We start from the raw sequence: 19,759 nt of genomic DNA, 5'->3' as shown, positions 1-19,759 counted from the left end.
AGAAAGCGCTTTCCCGAAGGCTTGACACCCCGCCTCCCCCGGCGGCAGCATCCTGTGTCGTCCTGTCGCTCTGCGAAGTTCTCTGATCGGTGTTGTTGATTAACGACGCGTAGAACCGGGGTCCAGGTGGACAGACACAGGCGTGTGCTCGTAGCGGCGGTCGTCGCGCTCCTCGTCGGGTCGGGCCTGGCGCCGAGCCCCGCCGCGGCGGATCAGATGGGCGGGCACACCGTCCGCAGCGAGAGCTTCGACGGGTCGTGGAAGTTCGCGCTGGCCAACACCTCAGGTGACGACGACCCGGCGTACGCCGACGCGGACGAGCCCGGCTTCGACGACTCGTCGTGGCGGACGCTGAACCTGCCGCACGACTGGTCGATCGAGCAGCCGATGACGCCGGCGGCGGGCAGCGGCACGGGCTACTTCCCCGGCGGCCTCGGCTGGTACCGCAAGACGTTCACGCTGCCGCGCTCGACCGCCGGCCAGGACGTCTCGCTGGAGTTCGACGGCGTCTACATGGACTCCGAGGTCTACCTCAACGGCACGCTGGTCACCGCGCACCCGTACGGCTACACGGGTTTCGCGGTCGACCTCACGGCGGCGCACCGGGACGGCCGGACGCCGAACGTGGTCGCGGTGAAGGTGCGCAACAAGCTGCCGAGCAGCCGCTGGTACTCCGGCAGCGGCATCAACCGGCACGTCGACCTCGTCGTCACCGACCGGGTGCACGTCGCCCGCCACGGCACGTTCGTGACCACCCCGGACGTCGAACGCGAAGTCGAATCCGGCTACGCCACCGCGCACGTCCGCACCGACGTGGTCAACGGCCGCGGAGCCGAGGACATCGCCGTGCAGTACCGCATCAAGGACCCCAACGGACGCGTAGTCGCACGGCACCGGGTCGCAACAGGCACGACCGTCGAGTCCGACATCCGCGTGCCCGCGCCGAAGCTGTGGTCGATGGCGCACCCGCACCTCTACACGCTGGAGACCGAGGTGACGGTCGCGGGCAGGCGCGTGGACGCCACCAGCACCCGGTTCGGCTTCCGCTGGGTCCGGTTCGACGCGAACGAGGGCTTCTTCGTCAACGGCGAGTACCACAAGATCCAGGGCGTCGACCTGCACCACGACCAGGGCGCGCTCGGTTCCGCGGTGCACCGCGACGCCCTGGCCCGGCAGCTGAAGCTGATGAAGGGCATGGGGGTCAACGCCTTCCGCACCTCGCACAACCCGCCGTCACCCGAACAGGTCGAGCTGTGCGAGGAGCTGGGCATCGTGATGATGGTCGAGGCGTTCGACACCTGGCGGCGGCCCAAGATCGCCTACGACTACGGCCGGTTCTTCGACGCCAACAGCACCGCGGACATCAAGGAGATGGTGCACGCGGCGAAGAACTCCCCCGCCGTCGTGCTGTGGTCGGTGGGCAACGAGATCCCGGACTTCTGGAACGTCCCGTTCGGACCGGACACCGCCAAGCGCCTGGCCGCCGACATCCGCTCGATCGACACCAGCCGGCCGATCGTGTTCGGCTCGGACGCCTACCGCCGCGTGCCGGCCACGGGCTCCGGCCCGGACCAGATCCTGAACGCGCTGGACGGCCTGGGCCTGAACTACAACACCGCAGGCGCGGTGGACGCGTTGCACGCCAAGTACCCGGACAAGTTCATCTTCGAGTCGGAGTCGTCGTCCTCGACTTCCACGCGCGGCTCGTACCAGGACCCGTCGCTGGTCAACACCGGTGAGAACCACACGCCCGGCAAGCGCGAGGTCTCGTCCTACGACAACAACATGGCGTCCTGGACGTTGAGCGGCGAGTACGGGTTGAAGAAGGACCGGGACCGCAAGTTCTTCCTCGGCCAGTTCCTGTGGGCGGGCATGGACTACATCGGCGAGCCGACCCCGTACGACGGGGTGTTCCCGGTGCGCACCTCGCACTTCGGCGCGATGGACACGGCCGGGTTCCCCAAGGACCTCTACTACCTGTTCAAGAGCCAGTGGACGACCGACCCGATGGTGCACGTCGTGCCGATGGACTGGACCGACCACGAGGTGGGCGAGCCGGTGCAGGTGTGGGCTTACGCGAACGTGGACACGGTCGAGCTGTTCCTCAACGGGACGTCGCTCGGGGTGCGGAAGTTCGACCGCAAGAAGACCACGTACGGCAAGGAATACCTGGAGACGACCGAGCCGTCCAACGACGACAAGAACGTGACCACCGGGCCGTTCCCGGGCAGCTACACCAGCCCGAACGGCAGCGCGGGCAAGCTGCACCTCACGTGGACCGTGCCGTTCCAGCCGGGTGAGCTGGTCGCCGTGGCGCGCAAGGACGGTCGCGAGGTCGCACGGGACGCGGTGCGCACAGCCGGTGCGGCGGCCGCGGTGGAGCTGACGCCGGACCGCGAGACCGTGACGGCGGACGGCAGGTCGCTCACCTACGTCACCGCCGACGTGGTCGACCGGAACGGCGTGGTGGTGCCGGGCGCGGCGGACCACGTCACGTTCTCCGTCACCGGTGGCAAGCTCGTCGGCGTCGACAACGGGCGTCCGGAGAGCGTGGAGCCGTACAAGGCGGACGGCATGACCGCGTTCCACGGCAAGGTGCTGGCGATCGTGCAGTCGGATTCGCGCGGCGGCCCCGTCACGATCAAGGCGACTGCGCCGGGCCTGCGGTCCGGCCACGCGTCCGTGCTCGCCGTCCGGCGGGGCGACCGGGGACCGGGTGGGTTGACGCCGGTCGGGTCGGCGCCGCCGCTCCCGGACGGCCCGGCGGTCGACGCGAGCTACAGCGGCCGAGCCACCACGCTGCCGGCGGCCATGGTGGACGGCGACCTGACCACGCGGTGGTCGAACTCGTACGCCAAGCAGGCGACCCAGGTGCTGCCCGCGGTGTCGTCGGCGCACGCGAGCGACTGGGTGTCGGTGGCGTGGCCGCAGGCTCGGGAGGTCCGCGGGGTGACGTCGCACTTCACCGTGGACGGCGCGCACCAGCTGCCCGCCTCGGTCCGGGTGGCGTACTGGGACGGCGCCGCGTGGGTGCCGGCGTCGAACGTCCGGGTGGACTGGGCGACCGCCGCGGGCGGCCCGAGCGGCATCACGTTCGATCCGGTGACCACGACGCGGGTCCGGATCACCATGACCAGCCGGGCGCCGGGCACGTCGACCGGCTTCCTCGGCATCGATGAGCTCCAGGTGGTCGGAGGCCCGTGATGGCAAAGGTGAACCGTCGTACGTTCCTGGGCGGGGTGGCCGCGGCCTACGCGCTCCCGTTCGGCGCGGGCCACGCCCAGGCCGCGGCCGAACCACCGCGCCAGGCCACGCTCGCGTGGCTCGAAGGCGGTGCGCCCGCCACCCACGCGGGCACCACGTGGGGTGTGCCGTGGCCGCGCGGCGCGTTCGCCAAGGACCAGGCGTTCTCGCTGGTCACGGCCACCGGCGAGCATGTGCCGGTGCAGTCCTGGGTCACCGGTGTGTGGCCGGACGGCTCGCTGAAGTGGAGCGCGCACGCGATCAGCGGACCCACCGCCGCCGACGGCTACCGCCTGGAACCGGGTCCGGCGAAGGCGCCGGCGCAGGCGGTCACGGTGGAGGACAAGCCGGAGCACGTCATCGTGCGCACCGGCGTGATCGAGGTGACCGTGCGCAAGAGCGGCGCGGACCTGATCGACCGGATCGTGCGCGGCGGTCAGCCGGTGGTGCGGCGCGGGCACCTGGTGTGCCTGCGCCAGGACCACGACGAGGACGAGGACACCGGCGGCGCGAAGCGGGAGAAGTTCGTCAGCGCCGTCCGGAACGTCATCGTGGAGCAGAGCGGTCCGGTGCGGGCCGTGCTGCGGATCGACGGCGTGCACCAGGCGAAGCGGCGCGAGTGGCTGCCGTTCACCGTGCGGTTCTACTTCTTCGCCGGCACGGACAGCATCAAGATGACGCACACGTTCGTGTGGGACGGCACGGAGGACGACTACCTGCGCGGCCTCGGCATCCGGTTCCAGGTGCCGCTGCGGGACGAGCTGTACGACCGGCACATCCGGTTCGGCGGCGAGGAGGGCGGGTTGCTGCGCGAAGCCGTGCGCGGCATCACCGGTCTGCGCCGTGATCCCGGCGCGGCGGTGCGCAGTGCCCAGGTGGCGGGGAAGAAGCTGCCGCCGGTGTCCACTTGGGACACCCGGGTCAGCAGCCGGCTGCACCTGATCCCGGCGTGGGGCGACTACAGCCTCAGCCAGCTCACCGCGGACGGTTTCGCGATTCGCAAGCGCACCAAGCCCGGCCACACGTGGGTGGACGTGGACGCGGGACGGAGGGCGCCCGGTTTCGGCTACGTCGGCGGCGCGAGCGGCGGCCTGGCGTTCGGGCTGCGGAACTTCTGGCAGCTGCACCCGACGCAGCTCGACGTGCGCGGCGCGGCCGGTGACGAGGCCGAGGTGACGGTGTGGCTGTGGTCGCCCGACGCGCGGCCCATGGACCTGCGGTTCTACCACGACGGCCTGGGCATGGACACGTTCCCGGAGCAGTTGGAGGGCCTCCAGATCACCTACGAGGACTACGAGCCGGGTTTCGGCACGGCGTACGGCGTGGCGCGCACCAGCGAGCTGACGTTGTGGGCGCTCGGCGCCACGCCGGACGACGCGAGCCTGGCCGCGATGGCGCAGGCCGTGCAGACGCCGCCGCTGCTCGTCGCGCCACCGCGGCACCTGCTCGCGGCGGGCGTGTTCGGCGACTGGTCGTTGGTGGACCGCTCGACGCCGGCGCGCGCGGCGATCGAGGACCGGCTGGACTTCCTCTTCGACTACCACCGCGACCAGGTGGAGCAGCGCCGCTGGTACGGGTTCTGGAACTACGGCGACGTGATGCACACCTACGACTCCGACCGGCACCAGTGGCGTTACGACGTCGGCGGTTACGCGTGGGACAACTCGGAGCTGTCGACGGACCTGTGGCTCTGGTACGCCTACCTGCGCAGCGGGCGGGCCGACGTGTTCCGGATGGCCGAGGCGATGACGCGGCACACCGGCGAGGTCGACGTCTACCACCTCGGCCAGTGGAAAGACCTGGGCACGCGGCACAACGTGCTGCACTGGGGGTGCAGCGCCAAGCAGCTGCGCATCAGCACGGCGGCGAACCGGCGGTTCCACTACTTCCTCACCGCCGACGAACGGGTCGGCGACCTGCTGCGCGAGCTGGTGGACGCGGACCGCACGTTCGTCGCGCTCGACCCGCTGCGCAAGATCCGCACCGAGCCGTACACGCCCGACCCGAAGGCGCTGGCGGTCGGCCTCGGCACGGACTGGGGCGCGTTGGCGGCGGCGTGGCTGACCGAGTGGGAACGCGGCGGCGACCCGGTGGCGCGGCAGAAGCTGCTGGGCACCGTGGCGGACATCGGGGCGTTGAAGAACGGCTTCGTCACCGGCGAGGCGCTCTACAACCTGGAGACGGGCCGGTTCGCCACCGACCGGGTGCAGGTGAGCGTGTCGCACCTGTCGGCGGTGTTCGGGTTGGCGGAGATCTGCAGCGAGCTGATCGACGTCCTCGGTCAGCCCGCGTTCGAGGAGGCGTGGCTGCAGTACTGCCGGCTGTACGGCGCGACGAGGGAGGAGCAGCAGGCCGAGGTCGGCGGCTCGTGGAGCATCGGCTTCCGCCAGATGCACTCCCGGCTCACGGCCTACGCGGCGGCGCGGACCGGGGACGACGCGTTGGCGCAGCGGGCGTGGAACGAGTTCTTCGCGGGCCAGGACGGGTACGGGCCGGGGCTGCCGTGGCGCTCGACCAGGGTCGAGGGGCCGAACGCGCTGCGCCCGGTGGACGAGGCGGTGTTCGTGTCGACCAACGCCTCCGCCCAGTACGGGCTCGCCGCGATCCAGAACCTGGCCCTGGTGGGCGACAAGCTGCCGCCGGACCGGGTGGACCGCTGATCGACCGGCCGCCTGCCCCGGGTGCGCGTTGGGGGACGCACCCGGGGCACGCCGGTCGCCACCCCCCCCCGTGGACCCCCTGGCGACCGACCCGGATCCCACCGGATCCGTCGGCACCCACTATGGGACACGGGTCCTGAACCCAGCCTGAATGAACCTGAAGCGGACTTCAGGCACGGCGTCCTATGCGCGGAAGCGGGGCACGACCAGGCCCGACTCGTAGGCCGCGACCACCGCCTGGGTGCGGTCGCGCAGGCCCAGCTTGTTCAGCACCCGGCTCACGTGCGTCTTCACCGTCTCCTCGGTGACCACCAGCCGCGCCGCCACCTCCGTGTTCGACAGGCCCTCCGCGATCAGCCGCAACACCTGCGTCTCGCGCGGCGTCAAGGTCGACAGGGCGGACGCGGGCGTGGCCGGCTCGGGCCGCAGGCGGGTGAACTCGCTGATCAGGCGGCGGGTGACGGTCGGCGCCAGCAACGCCTCACCGGCCGCGACGACCCGCACCGCGTCGAACAGCTGCTCCGCCGTCACGTCCTTGAGCAGGAAGCCGCTGGCGCCCGCGCGCAACGCGTCGTAGACGTACTCGTCCAGGTCGAACGTGGTGAGGATCAGCACCCGCGGCCCGTCCGCGAGCCGGCGCGTGGCCTCGATGCCGTCCACGCCCGGCATCCGCACGTCCATCAGCACCACGTCGGGTGACAGCTCGCCGCAGAGCCGCACCGCCTCGCCGCCGTCGGACGCCGTGCCGACGACGGTGAAGTCCGGCTGCGTGTCGAGCAGCGCGGCGTACCCGGTGCGGATCACCTGGTGGTCGTCGGCGACCACGATCCGGACGGCGCTCACCCGGCCGCCCCCGCCGGGAGGCTGGCCTCGACCAGGAAACCGCCCACGGCCGTGGTGCCCGTGTGCAGCCGACCGCCGACGGCCGCCGCCCGTTCCCTCATGCCGGTCAACCCGTGCCCGCCGGACGGCGCCGCGGCGCGCGGGCCGGGCCCGTTGTCCCTGATGCGCAAGCGCAACGCCTCCTCGGTGTAGTGCAGCTCCACGTCGACCGCCGCGCCGGGCGCGTGCCGCCGCGCGTTGGTGAGGGCTTCCTGGACGATCCGGTACGCGGCCAGCTCCACGCCGGGGTCCAGCGCGGCGGGTGTGCCGGAGACGATGAGCCGCGCGCCCGCGCCGGACGTGTCGCGCACGTCGTCCAGCAGCTCGTTGAGCTGCTGCAACCCGGGCTGCGGGCGCCGGTCCGCGACCTCCTCCGGCGCGTCCTCCCGCAGCACGCCGAGCAGCCGCCGCATCTCGGTCAGCCCGGCCCGCGCGGTGTCGCCGATCTCCGACAGCCGCTGCGCGCCGGCCGCGGGCATGCCGGGCGTGGTCAGCCGGGCCGTCTCCGCCTGCACCGCGATCATCGAGATGTGGTGCGCCACGACGTCGTGCAGCTCGCGTGCGATCCGGGCCCGTTCGCCCCGCGCGGTGTGCTCCAGCAGTCTCCCCGCCACGGCCTGCCGGGCGGCCCGGTGCACCAGCGCCTCACCGCGCGCCCACCGGGCGATCCCGACCCACGCCGCCGCCAAGCCCAACGACGCCGCCAACACCGTCACGGTGTCCGCGTCGCGCACGAGGGCCAGCACCAGGTAGGGCGCGGCCAGGCACGTCGCCAGGACCTGTCCGCCCACCCGTCCCAGCCGGTAGAGCACGAGGAGCTGCGCGCCGAGCCCCGCCGCCGTGAGGCCGTGGAACAGCCCGAGCGACAGCACGCCCGCCGCCGACACCGCGACCGCGGCGGGCGCCGCACGCAGGAACGCCGACGGCGCGGTGGTCGCCAGGGCCAGCAACCCGAGCACCAGGACGAGCTGCGGGTCGGCGCCGCCGGTCACCGCCCGCGCCACCGACTCCCCCACCGCGCCCGCGCCGAGCGGCACCACGGCGGCCACCGGCACGTGCGGACCGTCGGCCAACCGCCGCGCCCACCCCTCTTCGCTCACCGGATCATTGTCGTCGCCGACCCGCCGCCACGCGTCACCGCAGGTGGTGACACCGGAATCCCTCTCACGGGGGACGCGCCTCCCCCACGTCAGCGAGGCGGAGACGGCTCTCCCGCGTGACGACCGGACCGGGCCGCGCTCCCTAGCCTTCCCGGCATGGAAGCAACCATCGAAGTCTCCGGGCTGCGCAAGCGGTACGGGCCGACCGTGGCGCTGGACGGGATGACGTTCACCGTCGCGCCCGGCAAGGTCACCGGCTTCGTCGGCCCCAACGGCGCGGGCAAGTCCACCACGATGCGGGTGATCCTGGGCCTCGACTCGGTCGACGAGGGGCACGCGCTGGTCGGCGGCCGGCACTACCGGAGCCTGCGGCACCCGTTGCGGCAGGTCGGGTCGCTGCTGGACGCGTCAGCGCTCCAGCCGAGCCGCACCGGCCGCAACCACCTGCTGTGGCTGGCCCACTCGCAGGGCCTCGGCGCGCGGCGGGTGGACGAGGTCGCCGAACGGGTCGGCCTGACCTCGGCGATCCGGCGCAAGGCGGGCGGCTACTCGTTGGGCATGCGGCAGCGGCTCGGCATCGCGGCGGCGCTGCTCGGCGACCCGCCGGTGCTCGTGCTGGACGAGCCGGTGAACGGCATGGACCCCGAGGGCATCCGGTGGATGCGCGGCTTCCTGCGGTCGCTGGCGGCCGAGGGCCGGGCGGTGCTGGTGTCCAGCCACCTGATGAGCGAGCTGCAGGACACCGCCGACCACGTGGTGATCGTGGGCCGGGGCAAGGTCATCGCCGACGTCGGTGTGGCCGAGCTGATCGAGACCGCGTCCGGTGAACGGGTCACGTTGCGCACCACCGCCCGCACGCAGGCGATGACGGTGCTGGCGCGGGCGGGCGCGACGGTCGCCGTCACCGGGACCGACACGCTCACCGTCACCGGCCTGTCCGGTGAACGGGTGGTGGCGCTGCTCGGGGAGGACGCGGTGCCGTTCTCCGAGGTGTCGGCGCACCGCGCGTCCCTCGAAGAGGCCTACATGGACCTGACCCGGGACGCGGTCGAGTTCAACGCGGCGGGTGACGCGCGATGAGCGGGCGGGACGGGTTCGGGCAGGCGCTGCACGCCGAGTGGACGAAGCTGCGCACCGTGCGCGGCTGGGTGTTCGGCCTGGTCGCGGCGGCGCTGGTGATCGTGCTGATGGGGCTGTTCGCGGCGGCGGCGAGCAACTTCTCGTGCAGCGGCCCCGACGGCAAGCCGTGCGCGGGCAGCACGCCACCCCTCGGTCCGGGAGGCGAGCCGGTCGTCGACAACTTCTCGTTCGCGCACCAGGCGTTCACCGGCGACGGCAGCATCACCGCCCGCGTGACGTCGCTGACCGCCGTGTCCGCCGCGGACGATCAAGCGCCGGTCGAGGCCACCCAGCCGTGGACCAAGGGCGGCGTCATCATCAAGGAGAGCACCACCCCCGGGTCGCCGTACGCGGCGTTGACGCTGACCGGCGGGCACGGGGTGCGGTTGCAGCACAACTTCACCGGCGACATCGCGGGCACGCTGCGCGCGACGCCGAGCTGGCTCCGGCTGACCCGGTCGGGCGACACGATCACCGGCCACGAGTCCGCCGACGGCGCGACCTGGCACCTCGTCGGCACGGTCACCCTGCCCGGCCTGCCGTCGACCGTGCGCGCCGGGCTGTTCGCCGCCTCGCCGCACCACGAGGTGGTCACCGAGTCGTTCGCGAGCACGAGCGGCATGAGCTACCCGACGCGGGCGACGGCCGAGTTCGACCGGATCGACCTGGAGGGCACGTGGCCGGACCGGGAGTGGACCGGCGACGACGTCGGCGACCTCGGCGGCCCGGTCGACCGACCGGAGGTCGGGTTCGAGGAGACCGGCGACGGCGTCACGGTGCGCGGGTCCGGCAACATCGCGCCGGTCGTGGCCGGTCGCGGCGGGCTGGGCCGGACGGTCGAGGGCAGGCTGGTCGGCGCGTTCGCCGGGCTGATCGCCGTCATCGTGGTGGCGGCGACGTTCATGACGTCGGAGTACCGGCGCGGCCTGATCCGCACCAGCCTCGCCGCGAGCCCGCGTCGTGGCCGGGTGCTGGCGGCGAAGTCGGTGGTGATCGCGGCGGTCACGTTCGTCACCGCGCTGGCCGCGGCCCTGATCACGACACCGCTGGTCCGGGCGGTCGAGGTGGGCAAGGGGTTCTTCGAGTACCCGGTGCCGACGGCGACCGAGGTGCGGGTGATCGTCGGCACGGCCGCGCTGCTCGCGGTGGCGGCGGTGCTCAGCCTGGCCGTCGGCACGGTGCTGCGGCGCAGCGCGGGCGCGGTGACGGTGGTCATCGTGGCGATCGTGCTGCCGTACATCCTGGCGATCGCGTCCGTGCTGCCGACCGGGCCGTCGGACTGGCTGCTGCGCGTCACGCCGGCCGCCGCGTTCGCCGTCCAGCAGAGCCTGCCCGAGTACGCGCAGGTCACGGCCGACTACTCGCCCGCGGACGGCTACTTCCCGTTGAGCCCGCTGGGTGGGTTCGCGGTGCTGTGCGGGTACACGGCGGTCGCGTTGGGCGTGGCGTTCTCCGTGCTGCGGCGGAGGGACGCGTGAAGGAAGCGCTGCACGTGGAGTGGACGAAGCTGCGCACCCTGGCGGGCACGGCGTGGCTGCTGGCCGGCGTGGTGCTGCTGACCGTGGCACTCGGGGTGACGGCGTCGGCGGCGTGTGCCGACACGGGGTGCGGCGACCCGGCGAAGACCAGCCTGACCGGGATCGCGTTCGGCCAGGCCGTGGTCGCCGTGCTGGCCGTGCTCGCGGTCGGCGGCGAGTACAGCACGGGCATGATCCGGGTGACGTTCGCCGCCGTGCCGCGCCGGTCGACCGTGCTGGCCGCGAAGGCGGTCGTGGTCGGCGCTTTGGTGCTGGTGGCGGGCGTGGCGGCGGTGCTGGTGTCGGTGATGGCGGGGCGGTTCGTCCTGGCGGGCGACGGCGCGGCGCTGTCCCTGGCCGATGGTCCGGTGTTCCGCGCGGCCGTCGGCTCGGTGCTCTACCTGGTGCTGGTCGGTCTGCTGAGCCTCGGCGTGGCCACCGTGGTGCGTGACGCGGCGGCGGCCATCGGGGTGGTGCTGGGGCTGCTGTACCTGTTCCCGATCGTCGCCGCGGTGGTGTCCGATCCGGACTGGTTCAAGCGGTTGCAGCGGATCAGCCCGATGACGGCGGGGCTCGCGGTGCAGGCCACCACGAACCTCGACAGCCTGCCGATCAGCCCGTGGGCGGGGCTGGGCGTGCTCGGGCTGTGGGCGGCGGGTGCGTTGCTGGTCGGCGGTCTGGCGCTCCGGCTGCGCGACGCCTAGGACTTCGACGGCCTGGGCAGCAGGAGGTGCACGGCGAACCCGGCCACGGTCGTCAGCACCACCTGGTAGAGCAGCGATAGCCGCGCGTCGCCTCCGATCGTGAACACCGCGTCCAGCCCGGTCGTCACCACGCCGGCCAGGGCGAGCAGGCCGGTCACGTGCCAGCCGAAGAAGCCCGCGGACCAGGCGACCAGCGGCCAGCGGTTGCGGTCGGGGCGGCGCAGCACCAGGTAGCACGAGAACGCGGCGGCGACGTTGAACAGCAGGCCGATCACCCGGAGTTCGGCCAAGTCGCCGGACAACAGCGTGGAAAGCGTTTGCGCGACGACGAGCGCGAGCACCGACCAGCATCCGACCCGAATTTTGTCCACGGCGCGGATGCTAGGACAACGGGTGTTCGCGCGCGTGGACGGTGCGCGAGGCGAGAGCCGATCCCGGCCGCGTGGTCACCGCACTCGGGGGTCGGGCAAACGGTTCGCCCGGGCGCGGCGGGCAGACCTAAGGTGGATCAATGCGCGTGCTGTTCACCTTCATCGGCGGCGTGGGGCACTTCCAGCCCTTGGTGCCGTTCGCCTCGGCCGTGGTCGCCGCCGGGCACACCGTCGCGGTCGCGTGCGGTCCTCATCGGCGGGAGGCGGTCGAGGCCGCCGGGTTCACCGCGCTGCCGGTGGGCGAGGGACGGGCCGAGCCGTCGAAGGTCGGGCCGCTGCTCGCGCCCGACCGGGAGCGGGACGACGAGGAACTGCGGGACGGGTTCGTGCGGCGGGGTGCGGCGGAGCGGGTGCCGCGGTACCTGGAGCTGTTCGAGCGGTGGCGGCCGGACGTCGTGGTGTGCGAGGAAGTGGACTTCGGCAGCGTGCTCGCGGCCGAGAAGCTCGGGCTGCCCTACGCCAACGCGCAGGTGATCGCGTCCGGGGCGTTCGTGCGGCCGGCGGCGGTCGGCGAGGCGATCGGCGAGCTGCGCGCCGGGCTCGGCCTGCCACCCGACCCGGAGTTGGCGATGCTGCACCGGAACCTGCTGCTGTCGCCGTTCCCGCCGAGCTTCCGCGACCCGGCGTTCCCGTTGCCGGACACGGCTTTCCCGATCCGGCCGCCGGTGGGTCCGATCGGCCGGTCCGACCCGCCGACCGTCTACTTCACCCTCGGCACGGCGTTCAACGCCGAGTCCGGCGACCTGTTCTCGCGGGTGCTCGCCGGGCTGCGCGACCTGCCGGTGAACGTGATCGCCACCGTGGGGCGGCACCTCGACCCGGCCGAGTTCGGCCCGCAGCGGCCCGGTGTGCGCGTCGAGCGCTACGTCCCGCAGGACACCGTGCTGCCGCACTGCGACCTGGTGATCTCGCACGGCGGTTCGGGCAGCGTCGGCGGCGCGTTGGCGCACGGCCTGCCGACCGTGCTGCTGCCGCTGGGCGCGGACCAGCCGCAGAACGCCGAGCAGTGCGCGCGGCTGGGTGTGGGCCGGGAGCTGGACCCGATCGCCGCCACGCCGGAGAACGTGCGTGCCGCGGTCGCGGAGGTGTTGGCGGATCAGGACTACCGGCGGGCGGCGGCACGCGTGCGGGCGGAGATGCTGGACCTGCCCGAGCCCGCACGGGCGGTGCCGTTGCTGGAGCGGCTGGCCGGCTGACTAGCGGGGCCGGTCGCGGTGCGCGGTCGGCACGATGAGGCCGCTCTCGTAGGCGACCACGACGGCTTGCGCGCGGCTGGACAGGGCGAGCTTGCCCATCATCCGCTTGACGTGCGTCTTCACCGTCGCCTCGCTGAGCACGAGGCGTTGGGCGATCTGGCCGTTGGTGAGCCCGTTGCCGACCAGGCGGAGCACCTCGGTCTCCCGCGCGGTCAGGACGGTGAGCTGCGGCGCGCCGACGGCGGTCGCCCGGTGGTGCTGGGCGTAGGTCTCGATCAGCCGGTGGGTGATGTGCGGTGCGACCAGGATGTCGCCGGCGGCGATGGTGCGGACGGCGGAGATGATCCGCTCCGGCGGGGTGTCCTTGACCAGGAAGCCGGACGCGCCCTCGCCCAACGCGGTGTAGACGTACTCGGGCAGGTCGAACGTGGTCAGCACGACGATCCGGGGCGGGTCCTCGCGACCGGTGCCGGGCTCGCGGCCGGACTCGGTGCCGGACTCGGTGTCGGGCTCGCGGCCGGATTCGCGGTTTTGGTCGCGGTGCGCGGCCAGGATCTGCCGGGTGGCGGCGATGCCGTCCAGCACGGGCATCCGGATGTCCATCAGGATCACGTCGGGCGAGGTCCGGGCCGCCACCGCCACCGCCTGTCCCCCGTCGGCAGCCTCGCCCACCACCTCGAAGCCCGGCGCGGCGGTGAACAGGGCGACCAGGCCCGCACGGATGAGCGCCTGGTCGTCGGCGATGAGCACGCGGATCGTCACCGGGCCGCCACCTCGCCCATCGGCAGCCGCAGGACCACGCCGAAACCACCCTCGGCCGTCGGTCCCGCGGTGAGCACGCCCCCGTACAGCTCGGCGCGTTCCCGCATGCCCCGGATGCCGTGCGGCTCGTGGTCCGGGCCCGGCACGACCCGCGCCGCCCGGCCGTTGTCGGTCACCTTCACCACCAAGGTCTGCTCGCCGTAGTCGACGTCGACCTTCGCCTCGGCCGGCCCCGCGTGCTTCAGCACGTTGGTCAACGACTCCTGCACCACCCGGTACGCGCACAGGTCCGGCCCCGGCTGGAGTTCGCGCGCCGCGCCGGTGACGGCCACGTCCACCGGCAACCCCGCCCCGCGGGCACGGGCCACCAGCTCGTCCAGCGCCGCCAACCCGGGTTGCGGCCGGTAGTCGTCGTCGTGGTCCACGCGCAGCACGTCGAGCAGGCGGCGCAGCTCGGTCAACGCCTCACGACTGGTGTCCCCCACCGTCGCGATCGCCCGGCGCGCGGTCGCCAGGTCGGTGTCCAGCACGTACCGCGCCACACCGGCCTGCAACGAGATCACCGACATGTGGTGCGCGACGATGTCGTGCAGCTCGCGCGCGATGCGCACCCGTTCGTCCGCCACCGCCCGCGCCGCCTCCTGCGCCAGCCGCTCGGCGCGCCGTGCCCACCGCTTCGTGCCCTCGCCCAGCATCCAGGCGCCCGACACGACCAGCACCGACTGCGCCACCTCCGACCACGCGACCACACCGGGCAGCCCGAGGAACGCCACCACGACCACGGCCACCGCCGCCAGGAACACGACCGCGGCCACGAGCCGGGACCTCAGCGTGGCCACGGTGAACATGCCGATCAGCGCGCCGACGCCGCCGCTGGGCAGGCCGCCGAACTCGACCACGCCGTAGAGCGCCAACGCGCCCAGCACCACCGTCATCGTGACCACCGGCGCGACCTGGCGCAGCGCGATCGGCGCGACGGTGAACGCTGCCACCACGTACGCCGCCCAGTTGGACCCACCGCCGGTCTGGCTCACCGTGGTCGCCACGGTCAACGACGTCAGCACCACCGCGAGCAGCAGGTCGAGCCGGATCGGCTTGAGTTTGGCCAGCACCAGCCCAAAGTAGTCGCGGGCCCGCTCACCCGTCGCCACCCCGTGGGCGGATACCGCCCTACCCCCACGGTGGTAGCCCGGGATGCCGTCGTGGGGCGACGACGCCGGCCCGCTGCGTGCCTACCGTTCGGTGACATGAAACGACTCTGCGCAACAGTGCTGATCGCGACGCTGGGGCTCGCCACGGCGGGCACGGCCGACGCCCGCACCGACACCACCACCCTCCAGCGGCACGCCGACGCGCTGCTGGCCCAGGGCGCGCCGGGCGTGCTGGTCGAAGTGGACACCCCACGCGGCGACGTGCGGGTGCGCAGCGGCTACGGCAACGTCGACCGCCGCACGCCCGTGCCGTGGCAGGCGAAGTTCCGCATCGGCAGCTACACCAAGCCGTTCGTGGCGGCCACCGTGCTGCAACTGGTCGGCGAGGGCCGGCTGTCGCTCGACGACACCGTCGAGCGGTGGCTGCCCGGTCTCGTCGCCGGCAACGGCAACGACGGCACCAAGATCACCATGCGGCACCTGTTGCAGCACACCAGCGGGTTGACCAACTACCCTGCCAAGATGCCGGAGCTGTTCCTGGAGCGGGAGTTCGAGAACATCCGGTACCGGACCTTCCGGCCGGAACAGCTCGTCGCGCTCGCCGTGCGGTCTCAGCCGGACTTCCCGCCGGGCGAGCAGTGGAACTACTCCAACACCGGCTACGTCCTGGCCGGGATGATCATCGAGCGGGTCACCGGCCACACCTGGCAGCACGAGGTGCGCCACCGCATCGTCGAGCCGCTCGGCCTGCGCGACACCTTCCTGCCGGGCACGGCGCCGTTCGTGCCCAGGCCGCACGCCACGGCGTACGAGCGGTTCCGGGAGAAGGGCCTGGAAGCCGACCCGAACGACCCGCGGTGGGGCCGGCCGCTCGACGTGACGCACTACAACCCGTCGTGGGGCGGCGCGGCCGGTGACATGATCAGCACCACCGAGGACGGCAACAAGTTCCTCAAGGCGTTGATCGGCGGCGAGGTGCTGCGGCCCGCGCAGCTCGCCGAGATGACGAAGACGGTGCGCACGCCGCAACTGGACCCGGCGTGGGCGGGCGCCGAGTACGGGCTGGGGCTCGTGTGGGTCCCGAACTCGTGCGGCGGCTACTGGTCGCACGGCGGCGACATCCCCGGCTTCAAGACCCGCAACGGCGTGACCGCGGACGGCGAGCGCAGCGTGATGGTGTCGATCAACACCGACTCGATGGTGGCCGAGCCCGGCGCGCCGAAGCTCGACCAGGACGTCACCAAGGAACTGGTCGACCACGCGCTCTGCGACCTGAAGTAAGCGCAAGCAGGTGGTGGGACGCCCGAGTGGTGTCCCACCGCCGTGTCACGTCCGCGAGGCGTCCCGGACCAGCAGCGCCGCCTCCACCCGGTTCCGGCAGCCCAGCTTGGCCAGGATGCGGCTCACGTACGTCTTGATCGTGGCTTCGCTCATGTGCACGCGGTGGCCCACCTCGGCGTTCGACAGCCCTTCCGCCACCAGCGCGACGATGTCCGACTCGCGGGGTGTGAGCGCGGCGAGCCTGCGTGCCGCGTCCTCGTCGCGCCCGGCCGGCGTGACCATGCCGAGCACGTGCCGCGTCACGGCGGGCGACAGGTACGCCTCACCGGCGTGCACGGCCCGCACGGCGCGGATCAGCTCGTCCGGCGCGCAGTTCTTGAGCACGAACCCGTCGACCCCTTGGCGCAGCGCCAGCCGGACGTTGGCCTCGTCGCCGAACGCGGTCAGCACCACCACCCGCGGTCCGCTCAACGCGGCGGCCGCGGCCAGGCCGCCCATCACCGGCATGGCGAGGTCGAGGAGCGCCACGTCCACGCGGTGCCGTCGGGCGGCGTCCACGGCTTCGCGGCCGTCGGCGGCCACCGCGACCACGTCGACGTCACCGGCCGACTCCAGCACCGCCCGGATGCCCGCGGTGATGAGCGGTTCGTCGTCGGCGATCAGCACCTTGATCACGGGACGGCCTCCACCCGGTCCGGCGCCACGGGCAGCATCGCGACCAGCCGGAACCCGGCTGGCTCCACGTGCACGCGCAGCAGGCCACCGGCCGACCGGACCCGTTCGGACAGGCCTACCAACCCCGTCCCCCGTTCGTCGCGGACCGGACCACGGGTCGGGTTGGCCACGCCGACGAGCAGCGCGTCGGGCTCCCAGGTCAACGACACCGCCACCGGCTCGCCGGGCGCGTGCCGGGCCGCGTTGGTCAGCCCTTCCTGCACGACCCGGTAGGCGGCGTGGCCCGCGTCGCCCGTCGCGAGCGGCCGGGCCGGACCCGAGCGCTCGACGGTCACCGCGACACCCGCGCGCCGGAACTGCTCGACCAGCTCGTCGACGCCGTCGAGCCCCGGCGAGTCGCGCAGGGTGGCCACGACGGCGTGCAGCTCGTCCACGGCGGTGCGGGCGGCGTGCGCGAGGTTGCGGGCCACCGGGCGCTGGTCGGCAGGCAGCGGCGCCACCTCCAAGGCCGCCGCCTGCACCGAGACGAGGCTGAGCCACCGGCCGAGCGAGTCGTGCATGTCCACCGCGATGCGCAGCCGTTCCCGCAACCGCTCCCGCTCGGCGTGCAGCCGCCGTTCCCGCCGCAGCCGCTCGGCCTGCCTGGTCAGGTGCACGCCCGCGACCAGCGGCAACGCCACCAGCAGCGCGATGCGGGCCAGCGCGGGCCACGGCTCGTCCGCCAGGCGCTGCGTCGGCACCAGCAGCACGGCCGGGTAGGCGAACGCGGCGACGACGGTCAGGGTCAGGTCGCGGCGTGACGCCACGTGCCGGCCCGCCTGGTAGCTGGTGCACGCCAGCAGGGCCAGCGCACCGCCGGTGAGCAGCGCCAACGTCACCGCGAGCGGGAACGCCACGAGTGGCCGCCGGGCGGCCAGGACCATCACCACGGCGGTCAGCGCGGCGTGCGCGGCCAGTCCGCCGGCCGACGTCCCCTCCAGCCACGCCACCCCGGTGTCGGCCACCACCACTGCGAGCGGCAGCGCAGTCCTCGCCATGACCGCCACCCTAGCCGGCCCGGGTGGGCCGTCCACTTTGGTGGACAACGCCGACGACGATCGCGAACAGCGTCCGGCGGCCCGGTCTTCCTAGCGTGGGCCGCGTGATCAAACTCCTCCTGCCGCTGCTGCTCGTCGTGCCGCCGCACGCCGACCGGCCGCCGGACCACCTCGCCTGGCAACCCTGTCCCGGCGACAGCGCGGTCGCCGCCGAGTGCGCCGACCTGCCCGTGCCCGTGACCTCCGCCCGGACCGTCACGCTGAAGCTGGCCCGCCTGCCCGCCACCGGTGTCCGCCGGGGCACGGTCCTGGTCAACTTCGGCGGTCCCCAGGGCGACCAGATCGCCATCATGCGGTCCCGGCCGCAGGTCTTCGACCGGATCCGCGAGTCGATGGACGTCGTCACGTGGGACCCGCGCGGCTACCCGGGCCTCAGCGCCCCGGCGCTGGACTGCGACTGGCGGCTGCTGCGCACGCCCCGCTTCCCCGCCGACCAGGCCGGGTTCGACCGGCTCGTCGCCGACAACCGCGCGCGGGGCGACCGGTGCCGCGACACCGACCCCGACCTGTTCGACCACATGGACTCGGGCAGCGACGCCCGTGACGTCGAGGCCATCCGGGTGGCGCTCGGCGAGCGGCGGGTGAACTTCATCGGCACCTCGTACGGCGGCGTGATCGCGCAGGCCTACGCCCGGCGGTATCCGCACCGCGTGCGCACGGTCTACGTCGACGGCACGGGCAACCACAGCGCGCGTGATTGGGACCGTGAGCTCGACGCGATCGCCCGGGACAACGAGGCGTTCGCGCGGCGGTTCCTGGACTGGGCCGGGCCGGGTGTCGAGCAGCGCTGGCAGGCGCTCGTCGCCAAGGCCGACGCCGAGCCGATCCCGGCCCTCTCGGCCGGCGTCGCCTACGACGGCACCCAGTTGCGGGCGCTCGCGTTCGGCAAGCTCAGGGGTGGCCCCGACCGGTGGGACGAGCTGGTGCGGGCCATCGCGGCGGCCGAGGCGGGCGACGCGTCCGGGTTCGCGCCACCGCCGGGCCGTGACCCGAACCCCGGCCTGCCCGGCGGCGGGGTGAAGGAGTGCCTCGACTTCCCGCACTCCGACTTCCGGCAGGTCACGCGCGCCGTCGACCGGCTGCGGCGGATCGCGCCCAACACCGGCGCGTCGTTCCCCCTGGCCTGGCACCTGCCGCTGACGTGCACGGGCTGGCCGACCCCGACCGCCAACCCGCCCGCGCCGCTGCCGTCGACGCTGCCGCCGTTCCTGGGCGCGGGCACCTGGCAGGACCACGCGCCGACGAAACGGGTGACGGACCAGGTCGCGGGCAGCCGCACGATCTTCCACGACGGGCCGGGGCACAACCTGTTCGCGGCGATGATGAACCCGTGCGTCATCGAGCACGTGAGCGCCTACGTCACCGACCGCCGCCTGCCGCCCGCGAACGCCACCTGCCCCTGACGCCGACCGTCACACCGAGCCGACGGCGGAGGGGTCATGATGTACGGCGTGGAGTCCACCCGTGTGGACCGCTGGCTGTGGGCGGTCCGGCTGACCAAGACCCGATCCGACGCCGCGGCGGCGTGCAAGGGCGGGCACGTGCGCGTCAACGACAAGCCGGCCAAGCCCGCCACGTCCGTGTCACCCGGTGACGAAGTACGTGCACGAGTGGGTGACACGGTCCGGATCGTGGAGGTCGTTCGGGTGATCCAGAAGCGGGTCGGCGCGGCCGACGCGGTCGGCTGCTTCCTCGACCGCACCCCGCCGCCACCGAAGCCGACGGAAGCTCCCGCGCAGGTCGCCCGGCGTGACCGCGGCGCGGGCAGGCCGACCAAGCGGGAACGCCGGGTCCTGGACAAGTTCCGCACCGGCCAGCTGTGAGCGTGCACGGGTCCGCCACCAGCCGGCGGACCCGTGCACGGCCGGATGGCTCCCACGTCACGTGGACCGTTCGGGTGAATCGGTCAATGTCCGCCTAACGGGCTATCAAGTCGAGACG

General features: G+C 73.1%; 16 protein-coding genes. 9 read left to right on the top strand and 7 right to left on the bottom strand.

The genetic code is table 11. From position 1 onward, the window contains the following. Positions 1-144: 144 nt before the first annotated feature. Positions 145-3,204, top strand: a complete 3,060-nt coding sequence (locus tag ADK67_RS36255; RefSeq protein WP_231648517.1) for a glycoside hydrolase family 2 TIM barrel-domain containing protein — start codon at positions 145-147, stop codon at positions 3,202-3,204. Then, the gene (locus ADK67_RS36250) at positions 3,204-5,903 is read left to right on the top strand and encodes an exo-rhamnogalacturonan lyase family protein (protein WP_053721073.1); all 2,700 of its coding nucleotides are present in this window, start codon (positions 3,204-3,206) and stop codon (positions 5,901-5,903) included. Before ADK67_RS36255 ends, ADK67_RS36250 begins: the two co-directional genes overlap by 1 nt. 183 nt (positions 5,904-6,086) lie before the next feature. Here ADK67_RS36250 and ADK67_RS36245 read toward each other — a convergent pair whose 3' ends face one another. Together ADK67_RS36245 and ADK67_RS36240 are read right to left on the bottom strand one after the other, a co-directional pair. Then, a complete protein-coding gene (locus ADK67_RS36245) occupies positions 6,087-6,746 on the bottom strand; it encodes a response regulator (protein ID WP_053721072.1) in 660 nt (219 codons plus the stop codon). Beyond that, the gene (locus tag ADK67_RS36240) at positions 6,743-7,885 is read right to left on the bottom strand and encodes a sensor histidine kinase (protein ID WP_053721071.1); all 1,143 of its coding nucleotides are present in this window, start codon (positions 7,883-7,885) and stop codon (positions 6,743-6,745) included. Before ADK67_RS36240 ends, ADK67_RS36245 begins: the two co-directional genes overlap by 4 nt. Before the next feature lie 156 nt (positions 7,886-8,041). Between ADK67_RS36240 and ADK67_RS36235 the strand changes: the two genes are divergently transcribed. The 3 genes from ADK67_RS36235 to ADK67_RS36225 are packed head-to-tail and all read left to right on the top strand — an operon-like array spanning position 8,042 to position 11,225. Continuing rightward, positions 8,042-8,965 (top strand): ABC transporter ATP-binding protein, encoded by a 924-nt coding sequence (locus ADK67_RS36235; protein ID WP_053721070.1) that lies wholly within the window; start codon positions 8,042-8,044, stop codon positions 8,963-8,965. After that, a complete protein-coding gene (locus tag ADK67_RS36230; protein ID WP_053721069.1) occupies positions 8,962-10,482 on the top strand; it encodes an ABC transporter permease subunit in 1,521 nt (506 codons plus the stop codon). The genes ADK67_RS36235 and ADK67_RS36230 overlap by 4 nt, the downstream gene beginning before the upstream one ends. Further along, positions 10,479-11,225 (top strand): ABC transporter permease subunit, encoded by a 747-nt coding sequence (locus ADK67_RS36225; protein WP_053721068.1) that lies wholly within the window; start codon positions 10,479-10,481, stop codon positions 11,223-11,225. Before ADK67_RS36230 ends, ADK67_RS36225 begins: the two co-directional genes overlap by 4 nt. Here ADK67_RS36225 and ADK67_RS36220 read toward each other — a convergent pair. Beyond that, entirely contained in the window at positions 11,222-11,596 is a 375-nt protein-coding gene (locus ADK67_RS36220; RefSeq protein ID WP_157621198.1) for a hypothetical protein, read from the bottom strand. The two genes, ADK67_RS36225 and ADK67_RS36220, sit on opposite strands and share 4 nt — an antisense overlap. Positions 11,597-11,736: 140 nt before the next feature. Between ADK67_RS36220 and ADK67_RS36215 the strand changes: the two genes are divergently transcribed. Further along, on the top strand, positions 11,737-12,852 hold the full coding sequence (locus ADK67_RS36215; protein ID WP_053721066.1) for a glycosyltransferase: 1,116 nt from the start codon (positions 11,737-11,739) through the stop codon (positions 12,850-12,852). Here ADK67_RS36215 and ADK67_RS36210 read toward each other — a convergent pair whose 3' ends face one another. Both ADK67_RS36210 and ADK67_RS36205 read right to left on the bottom strand, forming a co-directional pair. Further along, the gene (locus tag ADK67_RS36210; RefSeq protein WP_197289774.1) at positions 12,853-13,614 is read right to left on the bottom strand and encodes a response regulator; all 762 of its coding nucleotides are present in this window, start codon (positions 13,612-13,614) and stop codon (positions 12,853-12,855) included. It lies immediately after the preceding gene. After that, a complete protein-coding gene (locus ADK67_RS36205; RefSeq protein ID WP_053721118.1) occupies positions 13,611-14,726 on the bottom strand; it encodes a sensor histidine kinase in 1,116 nt (371 codons plus the stop codon). The genes ADK67_RS36210 and ADK67_RS36205 overlap by 4 nt, the downstream gene beginning before the upstream one ends. 135 nt (positions 14,727-14,861) lie before the next feature. Between ADK67_RS36205 and ADK67_RS36200 the strand changes: the two genes are divergently transcribed. Further along, positions 14,862-16,046: a serine hydrolase domain-containing protein gene (locus ADK67_RS36200; RefSeq protein ID WP_053721065.1), complete on the top strand. Its 1,185-nt coding sequence runs from the start codon at positions 14,862-14,864 to the stop codon at positions 16,044-16,046. A gap of 45 nt (positions 16,047-16,091) precedes the next feature. On the opposite strand, the gene ADK67_RS36195 is transcribed toward ADK67_RS36200, so the two are convergent. Continuing rightward, on the bottom strand, positions 16,092-16,721 hold the full coding sequence (locus ADK67_RS36195) for a response regulator (protein ID WP_053721064.1): 630 nt from the start codon (positions 16,719-16,721) through the stop codon (positions 16,092-16,094). Then, positions 16,718-17,758 carry a sensor histidine kinase gene (locus ADK67_RS36190; RefSeq protein WP_157621195.1) on the bottom strand — a complete coding sequence of 347 codons (1,041 nt, stop codon included), beginning with the start codon at positions 17,756-17,758 and terminating at the stop codon, positions 16,718-16,720. Before ADK67_RS36190 ends, ADK67_RS36195 begins: the two co-directional genes overlap by 4 nt. A 104-nt stretch (positions 17,759-17,862) precedes the next feature. Here ADK67_RS36190 and ADK67_RS36185 point away from each other — a divergent pair, with 104 nt between their 5' ends. Further along, on the top strand, positions 17,863-19,221 hold the full coding sequence (locus tag ADK67_RS36185) for an alpha/beta fold hydrolase (protein ID WP_157621192.1): 1,359 nt from the start codon (positions 17,863-17,865) through the stop codon (positions 19,219-19,221). 48 nt (positions 19,222-19,269) lie between these two features. Beyond that, positions 19,270-19,641, top strand: coding sequence for an RNA-binding S4 domain-containing protein (locus ADK67_RS36180; protein WP_197289773.1), 372 nt, complete (start codon positions 19,270-19,272; stop codon positions 19,639-19,641). Positions 19,642-19,759: the final 118 nt, after the last annotated feature.

Source organism: Saccharothrix sp. NRRL B-16348, assembly GCF_001280085.1.
In the GTDB taxonomy this organism is placed as follows: Bacteria; Actinomycetota; Actinomycetes; order Mycobacteriales; family Pseudonocardiaceae; genus Actinosynnema.
The sequence above is the reverse complement of the archived record's forward strand: the minus strand, read 5'-3'. Positions and strand labels throughout refer to the sequence as shown.

What these genes read in the sequence shown, in the direction of transcription:
- ADK67_RS36250 (WP_053721073.1), top strand. Translation starts at nt 3,204, where the DNA reads ATGGCAAAGGTGAACCGTCGTACGTTCCTGGGCGGGGTGGCCGCGGCC.
- ADK67_RS36235 (WP_053721070.1), top strand. Translation starts at nt 8,042, where the DNA reads ATGGAAGCAACCATCGAAGTCTCCGGGCTGCGCAAGCGGTACGGGCCG.
- ADK67_RS36230 (WP_053721069.1), top strand. Translation starts at nt 8,962, where the DNA reads ATGAGCGGGCGGGACGGGTTCGGGCAGGCGCTGCACGCCGAGTGGACG.
- ADK67_RS36215 (WP_053721066.1), top strand. Translation starts at nt 11,737, where the DNA reads ATGCGCGTGCTGTTCACCTTCATCGGCGGCGTGGGGCACTTCCAGCCC.
- ADK67_RS36200 (WP_053721065.1), top strand. Translation starts at nt 14,862, where the DNA reads ATGAAACGACTCTGCGCAACAGTGCTGATCGCGACGCTGGGGCTCGCC.
- ADK67_RS36190 (WP_157621195.1), bottom strand. Translation starts at nt 17,758, where the DNA reads ATGGCGAGGACTGCGCTGCCGCTCGCAGTGGTGGTGGCCGACACCGGG.